The organism is Bradyrhizobium sp. WYCCWR 13022, from assembly GCF_030435535.1.
In the GTDB taxonomy this organism is placed as follows: domain Bacteria; phylum Pseudomonadota; class Alphaproteobacteria; order Rhizobiales; family Xanthobacteraceae; genus Bradyrhizobium.
Map to the genome: position 1 here is coordinate 528253 of NZ_JAUIZJ010000002.1, position 18322 is coordinate 546574.

At 60.3% G+C, this 18322-nt stretch carries 20 protein-coding genes and 1 tRNA gene; 8 read left to right on the forward strand and 13 right to left on the reverse strand.

What is annotated here, in order from left to right; all coding sequences use genetic code 11:
- Window positions 1-43: 43 nt before the first annotated feature.
- A complete protein-coding gene (locus QY049_RS03500) occupies window positions 44-5248 on the reverse strand; it encodes an alpha-2-macroglobulin (RefSeq protein ID WP_301268926.1) in 5205 nt (1734 codons plus the stop codon).
- 405 nt (window positions 5249-5653) lie between these two features.
- On the opposite strand from QY049_RS03500, the gene QY049_RS03505 reads away from it, so the two are divergent.
- A tRNA-Arg gene (locus tag QY049_RS03505) sits at window positions 5654-5730 on the forward strand.
- 702 nt (window positions 5731-6432) lie between these two features.
- On the opposite strand, the gene QY049_RS03510 is transcribed toward QY049_RS03505, so the two are convergent.
- Together QY049_RS03510 and QY049_RS03515 are read right to left on the reverse strand one after the other, a co-directional pair.
- Complete coding sequence (locus QY049_RS03510; protein WP_301268927.1) at window positions 6433-6660, reverse strand: hypothetical protein; 228 nt, start codon at window positions 6658-6660, stop codon at window positions 6433-6435.
- Complete coding sequence (locus tag QY049_RS03515; protein ID WP_301268928.1) at window positions 6657-7106, reverse strand: hypothetical protein; 450 nt, start codon at window positions 7104-7106, stop codon at window positions 6657-6659. Before QY049_RS03515 ends, QY049_RS03510 begins: the two co-directional genes overlap by 4 nt.
- A 575-nt stretch (window positions 7107-7681) precedes the next feature.
- On the opposite strand from QY049_RS03515, the gene QY049_RS03520 reads away from it, so the two are divergent.
- The gene (locus tag QY049_RS03520) at window positions 7682-8101 is read left to right on the forward strand and encodes a hypothetical protein (protein WP_301268929.1); all 420 of its coding nucleotides are present in this window, start codon (window positions 7682-7684) and stop codon (window positions 8099-8101) included.
- Between the two features lie 28 nt (window positions 8102-8129).
- Here the strand turns inward: QY049_RS03520 and QY049_RS03525 are convergent, their stop codons facing one another.
- Window positions 8130-9101 (reverse strand): hypothetical protein, encoded by a 972-nt coding sequence (locus QY049_RS03525; protein WP_301268930.1) that lies wholly within the window; start codon window positions 9099-9101, stop codon window positions 8130-8132.
- 153 nt (window positions 9102-9254) lie between these two features.
- Between QY049_RS03525 and QY049_RS03530 the strand changes: the two genes are divergently transcribed.
- On the forward strand, window positions 9255-9563 hold the full coding sequence (locus QY049_RS03530; protein WP_301268931.1) for a nucleotidyltransferase family protein: 309 nt from the start codon (window positions 9255-9257) through the stop codon (window positions 9561-9563).
- Window positions 9560-10174, forward strand: coding sequence for a hypothetical protein (locus QY049_RS03535; protein ID WP_301268932.1), 615 nt, complete (start codon window positions 9560-9562; stop codon window positions 10172-10174). The genes QY049_RS03530 and QY049_RS03535 overlap by 4 nt, the downstream gene beginning before the upstream one ends.
- 11 nt (window positions 10175-10185) lie before the next feature.
- On the opposite strand, the gene QY049_RS03540 is transcribed toward QY049_RS03535, so the two are convergent.
- Window positions 10186-10533 carry a hypothetical protein gene (locus tag QY049_RS03540; RefSeq protein ID WP_301268933.1) on the reverse strand — a complete coding sequence of 116 codons (348 nt, stop codon included), beginning with the start codon at window positions 10531-10533 and terminating at the stop codon, window positions 10186-10188.
- Between the two features lie 185 nt (window positions 10534-10718).
- Between QY049_RS03540 and QY049_RS03545 the strand changes: the two genes are divergently transcribed.
- Window positions 10719-11021 carry a hypothetical protein gene (locus QY049_RS03545; RefSeq protein ID WP_301268934.1) on the forward strand — a complete coding sequence of 101 codons (303 nt, stop codon included), beginning with the start codon at window positions 10719-10721 and terminating at the stop codon, window positions 11019-11021.
- Window positions 11022-11068: 47 nt separating this feature from the next.
- Window positions 11069-11377 carry a hypothetical protein gene (locus tag QY049_RS03550; RefSeq protein ID WP_301268935.1) on the forward strand — a complete coding sequence of 103 codons (309 nt, stop codon included), beginning with the start codon at window positions 11069-11071 and terminating at the stop codon, window positions 11375-11377.
- Window positions 11378-11746: 369 nt separating this feature from the next.
- Here QY049_RS03550 and QY049_RS03555 read toward each other — a convergent pair whose 3' ends face one another.
- Entirely contained in the window at window positions 11747-11989 is a 243-nt protein-coding gene (locus tag QY049_RS03555) for a hypothetical protein (RefSeq protein WP_301268936.1), read from the reverse strand.
- A gap of 542 nt (window positions 11990-12531) precedes the next feature.
- Here QY049_RS03555 and QY049_RS03560 point away from each other — a divergent pair.
- Window positions 12532-12798, forward strand: coding sequence for a hypothetical protein (locus QY049_RS03560; protein ID WP_301268937.1), 267 nt, complete (start codon window positions 12532-12534; stop codon window positions 12796-12798).
- Between the two features lie 193 nt (window positions 12799-12991).
- Here QY049_RS03560 and QY049_RS03565 read toward each other — a convergent pair whose 3' ends face one another.
- The 3 genes from QY049_RS03565 to QY049_RS03575 all read right to left on the reverse strand — a co-directional run bounded on the left by QY049_RS03565 (window position 12992) and on the right by QY049_RS03575 (window position 14261).
- Window positions 12992-13126, reverse strand: a complete 135-nt coding sequence (locus tag QY049_RS03565; RefSeq protein ID WP_301268938.1) for a hypothetical protein — start codon at window positions 13124-13126, stop codon at window positions 12992-12994.
- 576 nt (window positions 13127-13702) lie between these two features.
- The gene (locus QY049_RS03570) at window positions 13703-13903 is read right to left on the reverse strand and encodes a hypothetical protein (RefSeq protein WP_301268939.1); all 201 of its coding nucleotides are present in this window, start codon (window positions 13901-13903) and stop codon (window positions 13703-13705) included.
- Window positions 13904-13997: 94 nt separating this feature from the next.
- Entirely contained in the window at window positions 13998-14261 is a 264-nt protein-coding gene (locus QY049_RS03575; protein ID WP_301268940.1) for a hypothetical protein, read from the reverse strand.
- Window positions 14262-14655: 394 nt separating this feature from the next.
- Here QY049_RS03575 and QY049_RS03580 point away from each other — a divergent pair, with 394 nt between their 5' ends.
- Complete coding sequence (locus QY049_RS03580) at window positions 14656-14790, forward strand: hypothetical protein (RefSeq protein WP_301268941.1); 135 nt, start codon at window positions 14656-14658, stop codon at window positions 14788-14790.
- Between the two features lie 27 nt (window positions 14791-14817).
- Here the strand turns inward: QY049_RS03580 and QY049_RS03585 are convergent, their stop codons facing one another.
- From QY049_RS03585 to QY049_RS03600, 4 genes are all read right to left on the reverse strand, one after another.
- Complete coding sequence (locus QY049_RS03585; RefSeq protein ID WP_301268942.1) at window positions 14818-15438, reverse strand: hypothetical protein; 621 nt, start codon at window positions 15436-15438, stop codon at window positions 14818-14820.
- A gap of 609 nt (window positions 15439-16047) precedes the next feature.
- Window positions 16048-16398, reverse strand: coding sequence for a P27 family phage terminase small subunit (locus tag QY049_RS03590; protein ID WP_301268943.1), 351 nt, complete (start codon window positions 16396-16398; stop codon window positions 16048-16050).
- Window positions 16399-16837: 439 nt separating this feature from the next.
- Window positions 16838-17452 (reverse strand): hypothetical protein, encoded by a 615-nt coding sequence (locus tag QY049_RS03595; RefSeq protein WP_301268944.1) that lies wholly within the window; start codon window positions 17450-17452, stop codon window positions 16838-16840.
- Window positions 17453-17516: 64 nt separating this feature from the next.
- On the reverse strand, window positions 17517-17888 hold the full coding sequence (locus tag QY049_RS03600) for a hypothetical protein (protein ID WP_301268945.1): 372 nt from the start codon (window positions 17886-17888) through the stop codon (window positions 17517-17519).
- Window positions 17889-18322: the final 434 nt, after the last annotated feature.

Consider the following 18322-nt stretch of genomic DNA (forward strand, 5'->3'; position numbering starts at 1 on the left):
CCGGAATGACGAGATACTTGATTGGCTTCGTTCATCTCGCCACTCACTTCGCTGCCCGCACCTCGACGGTCCCCGTGCCGGTGCGGCCGTAGCGCGAGGGATTGTACATGTCCTCGACATAGGCCTGCGGCAGCACGTATTTGCCGGGCGAGACGACGCGCGCGACGTAGGCGACGGTGAACACCGCCTTGGAGTCCGAGGCACGATCCACGGCCGCGGTGAAACGGTCGTCACGGAACTCGGTATCCGCGGGCTCCGCACCGTCCTCGATCCAGTCCAGCGTGCCGCTGTCGCCCGACGACACCAGCTTGGGATTGTCGATCTCGAGGCCCGCCGGCAGATAGTCGGACACCATGATGTGGCCGTACTCGGGCTTGGCTTCCGTAATCTTCAACACCACGGCGTAGCGATCGTTCTGCCTGACCTTGCTGATATCGGCCGGCTTGCCGTCGAGCGTAAAATAGTTCCGCTCGATCTTGAAGCCGTTCGACGCCGCCGGCTCCGGCGTGACCGGCGAGCCCGACACCGAGATCACCGTCTGCACCGGCGCATCGCCGGTGTTGGTGATCTTCAGCGGCTTGGCGCTCAGCGCGTCAGCCTTGTAGCTGCGGTAGAGCGCGGTCTTGACCGGCTGGCCGTCGACATCGATCGACAGGTTCTCCTTCGCAAGCGCCCGCGCCGCCAGTACCAACCACGCATTCTCCTGCGTGGAGGTGTAGGGCGTGAGCCCGCGCGCGGTTTCGACCCGCGCCACGGCCTGCGTCAGCGTTGCCTTCGGCGCGTTGCCTTCGCTCGCGAGGGAAACGAGCGCTGCGGCGTCGCGAAGCTGCGAGCCGTAGTCGCTGCGGCCGAACTCCAGCACCGGCTTTGGCGCGAGGCTGTCGAGCGCTGCACCATAGACCCGCTCGGCGCGGTTGCGGTCGCCGACCAGGGCGAGCGCCGCCGCAAGCTGAGACTTGGCGATCGGCGTCGCCAGATTGCTCAGCTTGGTGTCGGCGAGATAGCGGAGATCGCCGATCGGCGCCGCTCCGTTGCGGGCGAGCACGTAGAGGCCGTATGCGAGATCGCGGCCGCCGTCCTTCTCCGGCTCGTTGCCGTTGACGACGGAGTTGCGGATACGATCCAGCGCGTTCTTGAACAGGACGTCAGGCACCACAAAGCCCTTTTCACGAGCGCGGGTGAGGAAATCAGTCACGTATGCATCGAGCCACGCATCGTCGCCGCCCGCCGACCACAGGCCGAACGAGCCGTTCGAGCCCTGGCGCGCCAAGAGCCGCTCGATCGCATCGCGGATGCGCTGGTCGACCTCGGTGTCCATGGCCAGATGCGCCCCGGCCGCGAGATCGTTGACGTAGAGCAGCGGCATCGCGCGGCTGGTGATCTGCTCCGAGCAGCCATAGGGATAGCGGTCAAGCGCTTTGAGGATCGTCGCCGCGTCGAGCGCGGTCGACAGGCTCGCCGAGACCGAGACGCTGCCGGTGCCCGGCACGAGGTCGGAGAACATGTCCGAGGTCAGCGTCAGGCTCTCACCCTTCGCCAGCGTGCGGATCGAACGCCGCGCCAGGACTTGCGTCGCCGCCTTGACGTCGAGCGCATAGTGGCGCGCGAGGGCCAGTCCATTCGGCCCCCTGATGTCGACGTCGAGCGTCGCCGGACCCGCCGCGGTCGCATCGAGCGCCAATGCAAACGAATTGCGCTGCTTGGCGGCGAGCTTGACGGTGGTGGCAGCATTGCCTGACATCTTCACCGGGCCGCCGGTCTTGACGCTGATGACGTAGTCGCCAGCCTGGCCCTCGACATTGTCGATCTCGAGATTGACCGTGCCGTGGTCGCCATTGAGCAGGAAGCGCGGCAGCGTCGTGGTCAGCACGACGGGATCGCGGATCACGACGTCGGTGTTGGCGCGGCCGAGCTTTGTCGCCGTCCAAGCCACCGCCATCACGCGCGCGGTGCCGGCGAAATCAGGAATGTCGAAGCTGACTTCGACCGTGCCGTCGGCGCCAACCGTGACGATGCCGGAATAGAGCGCCAGCGGTTTCTGCGCGGGCGGCGACCCCTGCAGCTCGGCAGCCCCTGCGTCGCCGCCGGATTTGATCTGGCCTCGCGTCCCCGACATGCCGTCGATCAGTTGCCCATAGAGATCGCGGATCTCGGCGCTCAACTGGCGCTGGCCGAGATAATAATCATCCGGCGCCGGCGGCTTGTAATTGGTGAGGTTGAGGATGCCGACATCGACCGCAGCGATCACCACCTTGGCGTCCTCGCCGGGATTGAGCCCGTCGAGCTTGACCGGGATCTTCAGCATCGAATTCGGCCGGATCAGATCCGGCGGCGTCAGCTTGACGGAAAGCGTGCGGGCCTGCTTGTCGATGCCGAACCATTTCAAGCCGATCGCACGGCCCGGCATGCGCTGGGCCGCCGCATCGAGTGGACGGCGCAGCGTCGCCACCACATAGGCACCGGTGCCCCAGTCTCGGCCGACCGGGATCTTCACCTGCGCAGTGCCTTCCTTGACGTCGATGGTTTGTGTGGTCAGCAGGCGGTCACCGACGACGTTGACGGTGAGCTTGCCGGCGGTGCGCGCATTGACCGACACGGTCATCGTGTCGCCGGAGGCATATTGCGGCTTGTCGATCGATGTCTCCAGCAGGTCCGGCGTGTCGGCACTGCCGTCCGAATACCAGCCGACGTCGAACTGCACCGAGGTCACCGGGCCATCCGCATCGTTCGACTTCACGTCCAGCCGGTAGCGGCCAGGGCGCGGCGCCAGCGAGATGCGGGACGGCTTGTCGGCGGCGATCGTGACGTCACCGTCGGCGACGCGCGAGGTCGACTTGACCGGCTCGTACTCCCAGTAATTGTTCTGGCGATACCACTGGTAGCGCGACTCCATCTTCAGGAGTTCGTAGCGCAGCCCGTCGCGGGCAAGCGTCTTGCCCTCGGGGGAGACGAACACGACGTCGAACTCGGCCTTGTCGCCCTCCGCGACGTTCTTGTCGCCGAACAGCGGCTTGATGCCGATCAGCGCGGTCGCGGGCGCGACCGGCAGCACGAGCTTGCGCTCGACGGCGCGCCCCCCCGTCTCGACCATGCGGATGAAGATCTGCGCCTCCTGCGGACGCGTCGAGGCCGGCTGCTTCTCCAGCGTCACCGGGAAGGTCGCAACGCCGTTGGCGTCGGCGTCCGGCAAATTCTCCAGCGGCGTACGCTCGTTCGAGGTGGTCTCTTCGTCGGCGACACCGAACTGGTAGCCGGCAAAGCCCGGCCGTTCGGCCGCCGGTGCGATCAGCATGTCGCCTTCGAGGCTGAGGCCCGACGCCGGCGCGCCATAGAGGAAATGACCGTCGGCCTTGAGCTCCACAGGAGCGTTAGCTTTGATCAGCTTGTCCTTGGCGGACAAGTCGAATTCGATCCGGTCAGGAACGTAATCCTCGACCATGAACGTGGTCTCGCCGACCGAAGAGCCCTTCGGATCGGTGAACGCGCGTACCCGCCAGGTCCCGGTCGGAACGGCCGAGTTGAGCGGCACGGCCAGCGTGCGGCCGCCGGCGCCTTGGTCAGCGAGCATGGCGCGGCGAAATTCGACGCCATCCGGGCGCTCGATCACCAGGGTCAGCGGCCCGCCATTGACGGCATTGCCCTGCCCGTCGCGCAGCAGCGCGGTGAGGTAGACGGTCTCGCTGGAGCGATAGACGCCGCGCTCGGCATAGACGAAGGCATCGGCGCCCGCAGGCACCGCGCGGCCCGCGACGCCGCGGTCGGACAGGTCGAAGGCCGAGGTCTTCAGGCTGAGGAAGGCATAGTCGGCCTTCTCGCCGGTGACCGTCAGCATTGCCGGCGACAGGCCGCCCTCGCCGCGCGCCAGGCCCGCCTCGAACAGCACATGGCCTGCATCGTCGGTCTTGCGCGTCGCCAGGATCTCGTTGTTGCGCGCGACCAGCCGCACCTCGGCTTTGCCGACCGGATCGGTCGAGGCCAGCGAATTGACGAAGACGTGGATGCCGTCATTGCCGGAATAGGCCGTGACGCCGAGATCGGACACGATGAACCATTGGGTAGCGAGCTGATAATCATCGTCACTGCCCGGACCCTTGGCCGCCGCCGTCATCACGTAGACGCCGGGCTGGAGCTCGCCCAGCGCCTGATCGACCGGAAAAGCGGTGATGACGTCCTGGTTCAGATTCATCGCGGTCGCGAGCTCGCCGGACCAGACCTTTACGCCGCGCTCGTCCCCGAGATCCGAGAGCTGATATTTCGACAGCGTCTTCTGGAAGTCGCTGTCCACCACCGTGTTGATCAGGTTGCGATCGCCGATGCGGAACACGTTGATGTTCACCGCGGTCGTGTTGACGCTGACCACGGGAATGCCGCGTTGGCCGGTGCGCGGCAGCACATAGGCGCGGCTGGTGAAGCGCACGAACGGCTTGCGGTCGCGCACATAGATGTTGAACTCGGCCGATTTCGGCAGGCCTTCCTTGACGGTCGACGGCAGACCTGCGCGCAGATTGACGTTGTAGCGCTCGCCGTGCTTCAGCCCGTCGACGCAGAGCTGCTTGCCCTCGACCGACAGCGCCGGCTTGTCTGTGCCTGCCAGCGCCAGAAACGGCGCGAAATCTGTGCGCTTGGCGAGTTCTTCCGAGAACTGGAAGCAGGCGCGCGGGCTCGCCGAATCCGAGTCCACGGTGTAGTCGAGCAGCCGGAAACCGTGCTCGTCGCGCAGCTTCTCATACTGACCACGGACATCCGCGACCTCGCGCATATCCAGCGACAGCCGCAATGCGTCCAACGCCGGCCGGAACAGATGCCGTTCAGCGAGCGATTTGCCGAGCACGGCGAGCGCATCGGCTTCCTCGCCCGCATTGCCCGCACGCATGTAAGCGATGTAGGCGGCAGTCGAAGCGCGCTCCCAGAGGAATGTCTGCTCGCTCGAGCTCTTCGGCGTGATCTGGAAGATGACTTTTGCGAGCCGCAGCCAGTTGCCGGCGTCCTCTGGCGTGGTCGCGGCGATCTGGCCGAGCACCGAGAGGCCGGTACGGTAGTCGTTGCGCTTGAAGGCGGCGTCGACGTCCGTCTTCAGCGTCGCATTGGTCTTGCCGACCGGCCCCGCCTCGCTCTTGATCTGCGCCTCCAGCTTGATCGCGGAATCGGCGAGATCGTCGCGCCTGAACGCCTTGTCTGCGGCATGGGCCGCTCCCAGGCCAAACGCCAGCACGGCGCAGAATGTGACGGCGCGAACCAGACCGATCATGAAGGCACTCCCGGAAATCGCGGACGAACGCCGCGGCGGCGCTAAACTGCGCGGAAAGGGTGACAGACTCAAGGCGGGGGAACCGAAGGTGCAAAACGTCGCATTCGCCATGGCAAGGCACGCCCAGAGGAGACCGATTTAGATATCGCCGCGCACGCCGTCCTGTGGCGCAGGCAATACCCGAAACAGTCGACCGGCGACCGTGTCCCGGAAGCTGGCCAGCGTTGCCGGCGACGTGATCCGTCGTCCAGTCCGCTGCCGCTCAACCCGGCACCCTGACACTCCACCGTTCCGCTTTGTCGCGCCAGTGAGGAAAACGGTTCGGTTCAGACTTGGCGAAAGACCGGATTTTTCATATTGGCATGCTATATGAACAGCCGGCCCCCAATCGGGACGGCCCAGGACGGTCCCGTAGCTCAACTGGATAGAGCATCAGATTTCTACTCTGAGGGTTGCAGGTTCGATTCCTGCCGGGATCGCCAGTGTTTTCAAAAACATGGGCGTTCTTTTCTTCCAAAAACAGTGTCTCACTTAGTGGAGGGAAAAACGCTTTAATTTCAGGCTTTCCCGTTTAGTACCGCTGAGTCCGTAGTACACGGATGGTACATGGCGCTTCAGCATTTGTTCTATTCCTGAAGGCTTCACAAGCGAGCATGGGCTGAGCTTCCAGAGTTCTTATCGTTCATGCCATTAGAGGGGGCCCGAAGCCATTTTCGAACGTCGCGAAGCATCCCCGAAACAGAGCGGGGCTAGCCTCCCCTCATTGGATTAAGGGGGACTGCCATGTGGACGCTCATTGACAGCTTGTATCGCGAGTTTTGCCTGGCCCGGCTTCAGGAGATGAGGAAGCTCGAACCGACGCTGTAACAGCGCGGCGTCCCGGGCGTGAAAAGGCCCGCCGGTAAGGGCGGGCCCCGCTGGTCGAGACTCAGGGTTGGTCAGTTCAGGTTACTGGAGCCTACACCAGCTCGCTCGTGAATGATGAACCCCTCCTTGGCCGCGCCCTTGAGCACCTCGGCGTTGAAGGCGACGAAGTCCGCGCGCATGACGAAGCTGAAAAGCCACTGCGTTCCCCGCCGCGCCTGACACCGCATATCACACGGACGTTTGGGCCGTCCGCCTCACTGAGCATGGTGGAGATGAAGTATTCCGGCAGTCCGAAGGTGTCCGGGTTGCTCATCGGATCACCCCCCGTCTGCGGTATCAAGGCATCCGCCGCTTACGCGATCAAGGATCGTCTTCAGCGTCCGCGCGAGATCCGTGACCTCCAGCATCAGTTGGTGCATCCCGTCGACGGCGGTTTCCGCGTCTGGCCCCGCCAAGAGCACCCCGAGCAGGGTGCTATAATTGAGTATGGCCTTCGCACACTCAGCAGCGTCCAAAAGGTCGCTTTGGGTTTTGATCGTGCTCATACCGACACCCCCTCGTCCTCACACTGCTCTTCGACGTCGACGGTGCTGGGCGTGACGCCAACGTAGCACCCATGGGCCGGCTCCTCTTCGGCCCAGCCGAGGCTAGGCTCGTCGTCAGCGTGGTCTGGCTCGCAATCAATGGTATCGCGAGATGATCCGCCACTCCCGGCCCAACGGAACTGTTCCGTCAAGCGGTCAGGGCTGCCGAGCGATGGCTCGTCGTCGCCAACCTCCTCCAGGTCCGCGGAGATGTCGTCCTCCAGCTCGGTCTGGACGTATTCGTCGGACTGATCGAGGAAGGCTAGCAGACGCTCGATTTCGGCGGAGGCCCATTTCCTGAGTCTACGGAGGCGCCTGAGCGCCTTTTCTCTGGACCGCTCTTGGGCGGCCAGGCCGGGGGATGTCGCACGGACGGACTCCGGGCGCAGTTCTGCGATGGCTTGCATGGGTGGTTCTCTGGATCAAAAACCGGCTTTCGACGGCCGGGGATGTGCCAGTAGTCAGCACTGGCGCCGGGAGCAGTTCGAAACGCCGCCAGAGACGACGCGCGACGGTCTTTCCCTTTCGGGTCTTGTATAACCGCCGCCTGCCCGGCATAGTGCTGCCGTTCACACTGGCGGTTGACCAGCGCGCTTCTAATCGATGGCGACAGTTGATCCCGGCAAGGATCGCCCTGCCATCGCCCTGGTGCCAAACGGACCCCGGCAAGGGTCTTTGGCGGGAGTTTCGACGCTCCGCCTATACCGTATTCCTGATTTGCAGCGATTGCCAAGCCCCTCTGGGGCCGACTTTGTTGCGGGTCCGAATCCGACCCGCGAGCGCGACCTAGGTCCAAACGCGACACAGGTCGAGGCAATCCGCCGGCTTGTCGAGATCGGCCTGAAGGCGAAGGACAGATAGTTCATTCAGTCCCCGCATCGCACACAATCCCGATTTGTATTTCCTTATACTGGTTGGGATGACGACCGCTCCCCCGCAGGTTGAAACAATGCTAGAGTCAATCTTTTTACGGGGGTTGGAAATGGCTGGCGGCGTAACGGTTGGATCGATGCTGCTCGTAGTCGTTGTTGCAGCGCTCGCGATTTTTTTGCTGGTAAAGATCTTCAGGGAGCGTGAGAAAGCGATCGCGCGACGGGACGCGATCGCCGCGATGACCGAAATTGGCGCGGTGGCCGAGGAATTTCGGATCACCGGCTGGGGGTGGTTCAGCCGGGCGGCGCTGGTGTTCTCCATCCTGCTGTCCATCTACGCGATGGATGACGCGCGGAACGTCCTTCAACAGATCCTGGCGAGCGTCGGGCTGATTAGCAGCGCCATCATCTTCGGCGTCGGCATGATACTCGGCCGCCGCCGTACCTACCGCGTGTACGGCAAGCCAGAGTTATTCAAGATGGTCCCTCGCATGGCAGGCGATCAGAAGTCGGCCACTTTCGATGCCTGAGGCGACGCCCTACTGCTCGTCTCGCGCGCTACGCCCAAAGGCCATCAGCGTCCGAGAGCCGATCGATAAGCGACCCGCCCCCCTCTCTGAATGCCGGGGCGTCGAGCGAGACGATATACTTCTGCTCATTGTAGAGGTTGCTCGCGTATCTATGGGCAGTCCTTTTGATGTCGGCGAGGCGAACCTTGCCATCCAGCACATCAAGAACCACCATACTAATCACTTCCATTCGGATATCACGCGGCAAAGCTCGCGGCACCACATCTTCGACCATAGTGAACAAATAGTCCGAATTTCCGGCGATCCGGCCGGTTAGCCCAGGCGCCCTCAGATTTGTCGAGCGCGGCGCGACATGCGCGTTCGGCTTTACGATCGTAGTTATGATGGGCTTGATGATCCGCCGCATCTTGCTTTGGTTCATCAAAACCATCTCATTGAAACCCGGTACAAGCAGACGCATGGCCCTCACCGCTCGAAACTTGCAGAGATAGCGAGGGAGTCCGGATGTAGTGAATTGCCTAACCGGTATGCCCGCCTTCAAGAGCTGCTGGGCCTTTTCGATCACATCGCTCGATGGCAGAGTTTGGGGGGCAGTGTAGCTTTCATTCACACAAGCGGTGCAATACCGGTACGCTCGCCCGCAATGATTCTTCCGAAGAATGCCGTAGATTGCGTAGGGATGGCCGCTCTTACAATGTGTTCTGCCCCCCTTCCATCCTTTTGAAGCATCGGCAGCCTTGAAGTTGGCGTCGGCCAGGCGCATCGCGTCAGCGCCCCATTCAGGATGAAGCTGGCAATGCTTCTTGAACCGCTGCGCCGTAACCAATGCGGGCCCGCACTGCTTGTCGCCCGACGTGATCTTCCTAAGCGTGTCACCAGCGACCAATCTCCGCATAAACTCGTCGGCAAGCGCAGGTGTCATGCCTGGAGGGACACCCATCCACTTCCGTCTGGCCGCGCTGCGCTCCTCATGTGAACGAAATTTTTGGACACGGGACATACTCGCCTCCATAAAGCGCGAAATTGCTCTGCGGAAGGGCGCGCCTGAGTCGAGGCGTCAAATTGGCGAATCGTTGCACTGTTCTGCCCAGATGCGGCGAGCTAGGATTTCCCAAGAAGTTGGGAGCCGCCGCTGATTCGAAGGTCTGTATTGATGATCGAACGGCATCTAGTCGAAGCACTATCGAAGTGGGCTGCACAAAAGCCGGCCATCGTAGCCGTGTGGTTGTTTGGTAGCCGAGCGCGCGGCGATCACCGACCGGACAGCGACTACGATATCGCACTCGAACTCGCAGCAAGACGTGGAAAGAACGACTGGGCTTTCACAGAGTATTTTTTTGATGGCGACACGTGGAAGGTCGAAATTCGAAATCTCCTGCAATCCGATTTGAGTCTTGTATGTTTTCGGGAAGATCTCGACTGCAAATTTGATCCCAGAGTGCTGATGATTTGGCGGCGATGACGACGCTATCGAAACTGAACGTTGCGAGACACCAGCTTGGTACCGCCCTTGATCTCTTCATCAAGGATCGCGATCCGATCGCGGTGCAATGCCTTGCTTGCGGCGGCGCCGAATTGATTGAAGCAATCGCTGCTTCCGAAAACATAAAGACCTTTTCGAGTCACATACTGGGTACTTACCCTGATCTAGACGTCGGAAAAATTCGTCGCCTTCAGCGACAATATTGGAATGCCTTTAAACATCTAAGCACCAAGGAGGGATTCCGCAGGGAGGATGACGAGCTCTTGGCATCTTTCAACGACACGGCAAACGATGCGGCAATCTTCATTGGTTGGTGGGACTATTTTTCTGTGACGGGCCGACTACCGCTGCCGGTGCAGGTGTTCCAACTTTGGTGGTTCTCACTCAACGAAGAAAAGCTCGCGCCTGGCGCCGACTTGGCCACCATCCGGAAGCTCTTCCCAGACGTGATGAAGCAAACGCGTACTGAGCAGAAGCGGCGACTGCGTCGCGCTGTCGAAAAATACCGCCACGACACGGCTGTGCTCCAAGATAGCCGAACAGAGGGAAATCCGCTTTGCTTTCCGGCGTCGGTATTTCAACGCTCGTAGGCGGCTCTCATTTATCGGACCGGAGTTGGACCAGGGGTCGGCTTGAGGTCGACAGGTGGCACTCCCCCGACAAGAAGAGTGCCATCGAACTTGCACGTCTGATCGACGCCAAGAACGAAGCTGTACTTGTCGTCGACATACAACCACATCCGCGTTGGGTGATCCTTGAATTGATAGATCAAGACGTTGGCATAGGACTGGTCCAGGTCGCCGCCGGCGCCCCAGCACTTTACCTTACAGCTTTGGCCGGCAGGGCATGAAAACTTCAACATCTGATCGACGGGCTTAAGACCGTCCGCCGCCCAAGCCGAACCGCAAAAAGTAAAAGCAAGAGTTGTCGCGAATAGCTTCAATCTCATTGGTGCCTCGAAATACCTATTACCGATACAATTTTTGATTGAGCTAGATGAGATTGTCAACGGCGCAAGCAGTCGCAGCTTTCGAGTCGACTTATCCACACCCCTACCCGCTGGGCCCCAATCGCGTTCCTGGCCGCAACCCATTGACGATTTGACTCCTACCGGCACATCGCTTCGATGGCGGCATGTCCCGCCAGCCACGACGTAAGGACCGCACGGAACTTGATGGGCGCCCGGTCAAGATCACTCTGGGCGAACTGCGAGCAACGGGCGTGCGCGATTTGCTCGTGTTTTGCCAGGACTATCGGTGCAGCCACAACGTCAAGCTTGCAGCCGACTACGTCGACCGATGGCCGAACGAGATCAGGATATCGCAGCTCGAGCCGCGGTTCGTCTGCACGGCCTGCGGCATGCGCGGGTTCAACATTGTCGCCGGTAGCAACGGCACCGAGCAAGCGATCTTGCCGAGAAAGAATAGCCGGCCGTGAATTGAGAATCGCCTATACGATCGGCATAATTTGGCTGGGGCTGATCCATGAACATGAAAAGCGAGCGTCCCTATTCCGCCCCCGAGGCTGCGGCTCGCAAGCTGATCGAATTGACCAAGACGATAGAGGCGGTTCAGGACGGCCGCATTCACATCGAGAAAATCAACGCGCCGTTCCTATCGAAAGACGGCTGCAAAGCCACCGGGCCTGAGTTCAGCGCCGGCATCGAGTACGCCGTACAGCAGGGCTGGCTCGAACTGCATGAAAGCGGAACGTATTTGAAGCTGACGCCGCCCGGCGAAGATCTGCTCAAATATAATTCATCCTTCCGCCGTCCTTTGCAGGCGATCAATTAGCATTTGCACGCGCCGGACCGCCAACAATCCGAGCTTTGCTTTCACGGAGCCGGTCTTTTCCGTTTCACCGAGGGATAGTGAGTATTGCCAGCGATCAGGACTCGCGCGTGTCAAGACGTAAGGAACGCCTCGGTGAGAACCGGTGTGGGTCTTTGGGAATTTGACGAAAGGCATATGGTGGCTGCACAATGAAGATCAGCTATCGGTGCGACTTAAGCGTGTCGGCGCCCTTCAGCTAGTCCGCACGAGCCCGGACCGTAAATTCCACAGCGTTGGTTTGCCTTGGTTCAGGCATTGCAAGGCCGTCCACCCAAGCAGGGGCAATACAACAAATGTTAGGTTGCTCTTACTGAGGCGCCCAAATGGCGCTCAGCAGAAACCGGCGATTAATATCACGAAGCCAACGACAGCGATGCTGAGGCAAACGCGCGCGTGGAATGAGTAGGTCTCGACCTCAGGATCTTGCATCATTGTCGGCCGATGACAGAAGGCGTTGGCTTCTCCGGGAGCCGGTGCCGTGTCTTTGATGGCTCGATGTGCCTGGTCGAAGTAGTTCAGCGCAAGAAGGTGCACCGCGAGGGCCTTATCCGGATCCGATTCCGCCAGAGCCATCTGCGCTGCGATTTCAGCTTGCTTGAACCTTTAAGCGGCACGCGAAGACATCCTTAACGGGCGGGGCACCATCTCGGAGCGATTATGCCAACATCGATTTCAGCACGCGCGATCTATGCTCGAAAATCTGCCTCATTGGATAGGGAGGCCGACCAATTCGTCGCGGTCGCCATTTTCTCAGGAATTGGTCTTCTCCTGTCGATCGTAGCTGTGCTTCTCGGCGTGCAAGGGGTTTGGTTTTAGACGAAAGCCGCAGGCGCTGCTTCTGGCACAGCTCCTGCGGCTGGTGCTGCGAAGCTCGCACCAAGGCCCGCCCGGCGTGAACCGGCAGCCGTAACTCTCCCAAAGTGGAGGCTGGTAGGAACATTGGAGGCGGTGCGGTTATTGAATCGCGCTGGCCCGCCGCCGGGCTGGCGGAGCGGCCCCGGCGCACCCCAAAAGCCTCCCTGAAGCCGGGGCCGTCTCTCGCCGTGCCGCCACACGATTTTCATCTTTTGTCGGAATCAAAATGGTGTCGTTGCTTCATTTTGAGGATCACATTCATGACAAATGAAAATTGCTTAGTTGTTCTCGCGGCTGGAAGACAATTGGATCTGTTGCGTGGCGAAGCTTTCCGCATTGCAAAAGACAACAAGGTCGGCTGGTGGACCGATCGTGCCGACCTCGGTACTCGCTTCTGCTTCGAGGATGCAAAGGCGAAAGAAGCTTTTGCCCTGACCTGCGACAACTTCGGGATTAGATGCCAGGACGGACAGCCTGCGGGTGGCGCGGTGCGCAAGGAGCCCGCCGGCTTGTTGGGATCGGACTAGCGAAGGGAAGGTAGCCACTTCAGCATCACGAATGATGCGAGCTTCGTGGATGTCTTTGCGCGTTAGACCAACGTCGGCGGCCGTGGCCGGGGTGACGTTCCCGAGCTGAACGTCACTTGTCCTGCCGTGTGTTGCCACTTCGCCCCGCTCTTGTGCGGCATCATATTCGTCAGCGAGGCGACTGAGGCGGCCCTTAATGCAACTTGCTGCGAAGCTTTCGGATGATCTCCCGCAGATCGTCGGCATACTCCTCAATGATCCGGCGGGTCTCATCGGAGCGTGATGGTTTAGGTTCCTTCTCCTTGGCTTGGTTGTCGGGCTTCGTCATGGCCCGATGATCCCTAAGAGGGGCGGAATCGCCTTTGAGATAAATCAAAATCTCCTTTCAATTCCGACGCCCGCAGAGGCGGATTCAGCGCAATTGAAGCGCCATTGGGAAATTTACGGGTTGGTCATAGGAACGGTCGATGGGTTGCCAAGTTTTCCCTTCGCCCTTCGCCGCCATGAAGGGCAGACCCCACTGGCCCCAGCTCCTCTGACCCTGCGAGCTGGGGCCAATTTTTGGTTCATATGTTAGTGCGCAAAATCTGAGAATGAGGAATGCTGAGCGAGTGCGCGCCGTTTGATTCGGCTGCCCCGAAACGGCTCCAGCGAATTCCCGGCCAGCCCCGGATCACGCTCGGAGCCGTTTTCGGTTTCGATCCATAGGAGCTGTACTCTCGCTGTCCCGGTCGGCGGCGGGGCGCGCATTCTTAAGCCTGAAATAAACAGCTCGCTATTCCCCAGATACAGGCGCACACTTCAAGTATCACAGCTCGACATATGGCTTTTATCTGTGATGAGAACGCCGGCCGCGCTCCCGCCCAATCAAACTGACAGCGCAGTGTCCGTGTTCCACCAAACCTTAATCTACTATTTTGCGGGCGCTGCGATTGTCCTGACGCTCGTTGCCTATGACCTGTATCGCAGGCTCCATAAGAGAGATACTCAGCAGGACAAGAAATTGAACAAATTGATGGATGAACGCATCGAGCACATGGACCTGAGTCGGAAATTCAAACCCTTCCTTAGGCACTCCCAACCGCGGCGGCGCAGTGCTCATCATGGCGGTGTCGAGCGTCGCTAGCGAGCAGCCGAGCGCACCCGGCCATGACCCGAGTTCTGGGATAGGCGGGCGGCTCACTCAGCGATTATCACGATCAGGATTTAAGCGCCCGCTTGAGCGCGGCGGCGGCAAACTCTTTCCGCTCGCGATCGAAGCGCTCCTGGTGCGCCCTGAAGGTCTCAACGCGCCTTGCTATCTCTGCGCGCTCAGCTTTGCCGTAATCAAGCGGCTTCAAGCCAACGCGTTCAACATCCTCTCTTCGGGGCGGCGCGGGACGATTTGTTTCCCAATCGACTGCCTTCACAAATTCCGTTGACTCGGCAACGAGCGCTTTCAAATCGTCCTGCCATTTACTCATGTAACGCCACCCCACGCTTGAAACTCAAAGCGTACCTCTAACAGCGTCAATTTGCCAAGTTTTCCCCGTTCGTTGGAATTGGCTGCGCCATACGTCTCAATCTGGGACGCAGGGCTGGCCGGTAGCCGGACGGTATTAATGCAGCCCGCAATAGCGTCCCTAATATCACTAATGGCATATTGCCGCGTTTTCTCGAAAATGGCTTGTTCCCTTTCGGGCGTCCGTCCCTCGTGCGCCCTTTTGGCTACCCGCTCCCTGCGTTAACGGCAGGGAGCGGGTTCCTTGGCGGTAGCCCGGATCGGGCTGAAGTCTTTTGCATTCGATCACTTTTCCCTTGCGCTCGACTCTCAGTTGATTCAGGATTCCCGAAGGCATTACCGGGAGCTAGACGACGATGGCGACCATCGGCACCGTGGCTTTTCTCCTAATTGTCAGCGTGGCGATGCTAGCCAAAGCGCGCTTCAAAGAGCGCGCGTCCTACCGCCAGCAGATGGCCAAAAACGCCATGCGAGCCGTGGGCAGCAAATAGCCGCCCAGTTTCGCGCTGAGCGGCGCATTATCCGAGAAATCCCGAGCTGAAGCCCGAAGGCACCGAGCCGGTGAAGGATGTTGCGCCGAAATTGGCCGTGACCGCATCGCCGGATGCACCAAAGAAGATAGGGAATAGCGGCCCCGAGCTGATCGACGAGATGTCGACGCCGCCAACGCCTGTCGCGGGATTTGCCGAGCCGTCGCCATTCCACGCGCCAGACGGCGCAATTCTGAACCAAATTAAATTCGCGGAGAAGTCGACCGCGATACCCACGACGGCACCCTGCGCGATGAGGCCTAGTGCGCTTCCTGAGTCTGTGCCATTGACGAAAATTCCACCGGAAGACCTGGTCACATACGCGATCCCCGTTCCAGTCGATCCCGTGACGCTCGCCGATGCGAGCGCGATGCCGGTGTTGAAGGAATTCGTGTGGATTGCGTAGGTGTATTCAAAATAATACTTGCCGGTGGACAGGGACGCGACGCCGCGAACACCACCGCTTCCCGATCCGACCGTCGCGATTAGATTGCTGCCGGTAAGCGTGACGTTTGTGCTGTCGCCGGCATTCCAGGTCGTCGGCGTGGTCCCGCCGCCGCTAGCGGCTGATCGAGCGCGTCGAATTGCAAGCTGTGGGCTAAACAACATAACTCGTATCCTTTCAATTCAGTTGGGCCGCTTCGCGAAAGCGTCGCTTTGGCGCCGGTACATCCGCGGTCGCCGAAACTCTTTCGATCCGTCCGGTGACGCTCATCTAGCCCGGCCCATCGCAGCGATGATCTCATTGCGGATTTCGAGGGCGGCCTGGCGCGTTTCGTTACGCAAGAGACTTTCGCCGTAAGACGGTCCAACTAAGTCGTCATCAAGAGGCGATGCGTGCCACGGCGGGAGGCTCAACGCTCGCCGCAGCGCGTATTCGTCACCAGCCTCAAAGACCGCGAATACCTCGGGAGTGAGCGTGATCGCACGCCTCTTCGAGACGCGACGTTTAACGGGCATGAGCCCCCCTTGGCGGACCAAATGTATCAAGCGCCCAACACGATCTGCCGGCGTGGTCACCGCGCCGCAGCCACTCCGCGCCCAAGCGATGCCAAGCGTCTTCCGCTTGCGGGTGCCCCTCGCTATCGCTCGGCTCCACTCCGATGTCCCCCAAGTCGTCGAAGAAATCGAAGCCGCAATCGAACATCGTGTGCCAGGCCAACATCTCGTCAGCCGGTGACAATGCGCGCTGCTTCGCAATGCGTCGCTTTACCGGCATTAGAGGCTGCTCCGCCTGTTCGAGCGGAGAGCCGGCGGCGCTGTTCTGACACTTGGCGCGGGTTCGGTATCCAAATCGAGCTCTCTGACGAGCCTTGCGAACGAAATGCGGCTATCTCGTTCGATCGCCACGGCAGGATGTGGACGGACACCGCCCTCCCGTCCCTCAACTACCAGACCGTCACGGGCAAGCAGCTCTCGAGATTGCTGAAGTCGGTCCCAGCACTCGCAGGCGGCTTGAAGCAGCCGCAAATGATGCGGCTCTAGCGCGTATTCTCGGACGACAGACCGCCACCAAAGGCGCGTTGGATCTGTTAAATGCGGCGGTGCTTTCGGTGTTTTAGGCTTCATGTCAGCTCAGAAGTTGGCAGTTTTTCATCGGGGGCGGCGCGATTGCGCGTTTTTGGCCCTGGCCGGTTCCGGCGCCCCACCCTCCAGAGATTTGACCACCCCCTACCCCTGGGTCGGCCAGCCGTCCTCGTCTAGCTGTTTGCCGCCTCGCTCGATGCGCGTCGAAGAACATCGCTTCGTTGTCCTTATCCTCAAGCCCGGACTAGCAGCGCTCTCGAGCGGCAAGGTCGCGAACCATCCGATCCTTGAGGCCAGTCCCGCGCCGCTTATTTCGTGCCTTCAAGACGCGTGCGATCGTATGCGATGAAGGTACGTCATGGCCCTTGAACTCCAGCTTCCCACCTCCCCGCAGCCTGATCACACAGGTATCACTCAGATCTGTAACTGCGGGCTTCTCCAGCCGGAAACCATTGACCGTTCGCATAGACATTGTTCGCCCCTATCGTATTGCTTGAGGAACTTCGGTTGCATCAAGGTGTCCGGCTTCCACCATTTGCCGGAGGTAGATCGCCATTCGAGACTGATTATCCCGCGGGTTGCCCAAGGCGAGTAGCTGAGCTGGCCCGAGATAGGACCAAGCGACGTCCTCAGCATTGAGAGCGTCGATCAGTTCGGCATACGCCAGCATTGATTGACGCAAATCGATCAGCTTCAGGCACACCTCGCGGGCGCGTCGGTGGTGCTCTTCACGGACCTGATTACAGATGGCCACGGATGCGTTAGTGCGCTCCTGCCCGATGCGGGTGTCCAGCACGCTAACGGCATCCTTCAACGCACGCGCATGCTGTTGAAGCTCTCTCAGCCTTTCGGGAGTGGCGGACGGCGCATCAGGGATTTGATCCCCGACCAATTCAGCCACCTTCGCGCGTCGAAGTTCGCGAGGGACCCCACGTATCTGCACTTCGACCCGTGCGATCTCGGCGTCAGTTGAGCTCGCATCAGTGAGCAATTGCTGCCGACGAGCAATCATTTCGGCATACTTAGGTGAAGCCTCGGCAAGAGAGGGAATCGTGAAGTCCTTTTGCTTCGCAGATTTCAAGGCAGCGACTGGCATCTAGCGTTTACCCAATGGAGTTGACGAGAAGCACGCTAGAGGACCTGAGGTGTGACAAAAATCATTATGTCACACGTTTTTTTTGAGGTGGCTTAAGACCCTGCTTGCGGCGGTGGCGCACAATGCGCCGATAGTGCCGTTTCAAATCCTTTTCGTCATGCGAACGGCTCCATACAACGTCCAGAATGACATCACGTTCGGACTTCCAGTTACCGGCTGCGAGTCTATTAGCGACATCATCCAAGAGCGATCGGTCGAGATCTTTGTATTTGGCGGGCCGGCCGGGAGCTTGCTGAAAGAACGCGCGGAGCGCTCGTTGATAAGCAGCCCTAATCGTTGCGTCTGTGGATTGCTCCGCCAAAAGCTTGAGCCTGGCAACTTCGGCGCGCACGTCAGCCGCAGTAAGAACCGTCAAGGATTTACCTGGAGAGGACATCGCGTCAGCGTCCCCAGTAACTCTGCACAGTGCTCACACCGCTCACTGCTCCACCTCCTCATCTGACCAACTGTGAGGGGTGTGCGGTTGCGGCTGCCCAAACGCGTAGAGATTGAAATGCCACCCTGCGCCACAACGGAACCATATCGGTCGGCGGACATTCTTCGACGATGAGGAATCGAAACCTTCTGATTGGGATCGTGGCCTTCGCCGGGTCCATCGCGCTGTTTCTGCTTTGGTATGCTCAACACGAACGAGAAGCAGCGATCGGGCGGCTGGAGCGGTGGACGCAGTCTCAATCCCGCTAACAGTGCTCACACCGCTCACTGCTCCGCCTCTGTGAGGGCTGCGAGGGGTGTAGACTGGGGTATAGAGCCAAGTGATGTCGGTCACGGTTCGCAGAATCCGGCCTGCGGTATGGTTGGGGCCACAGT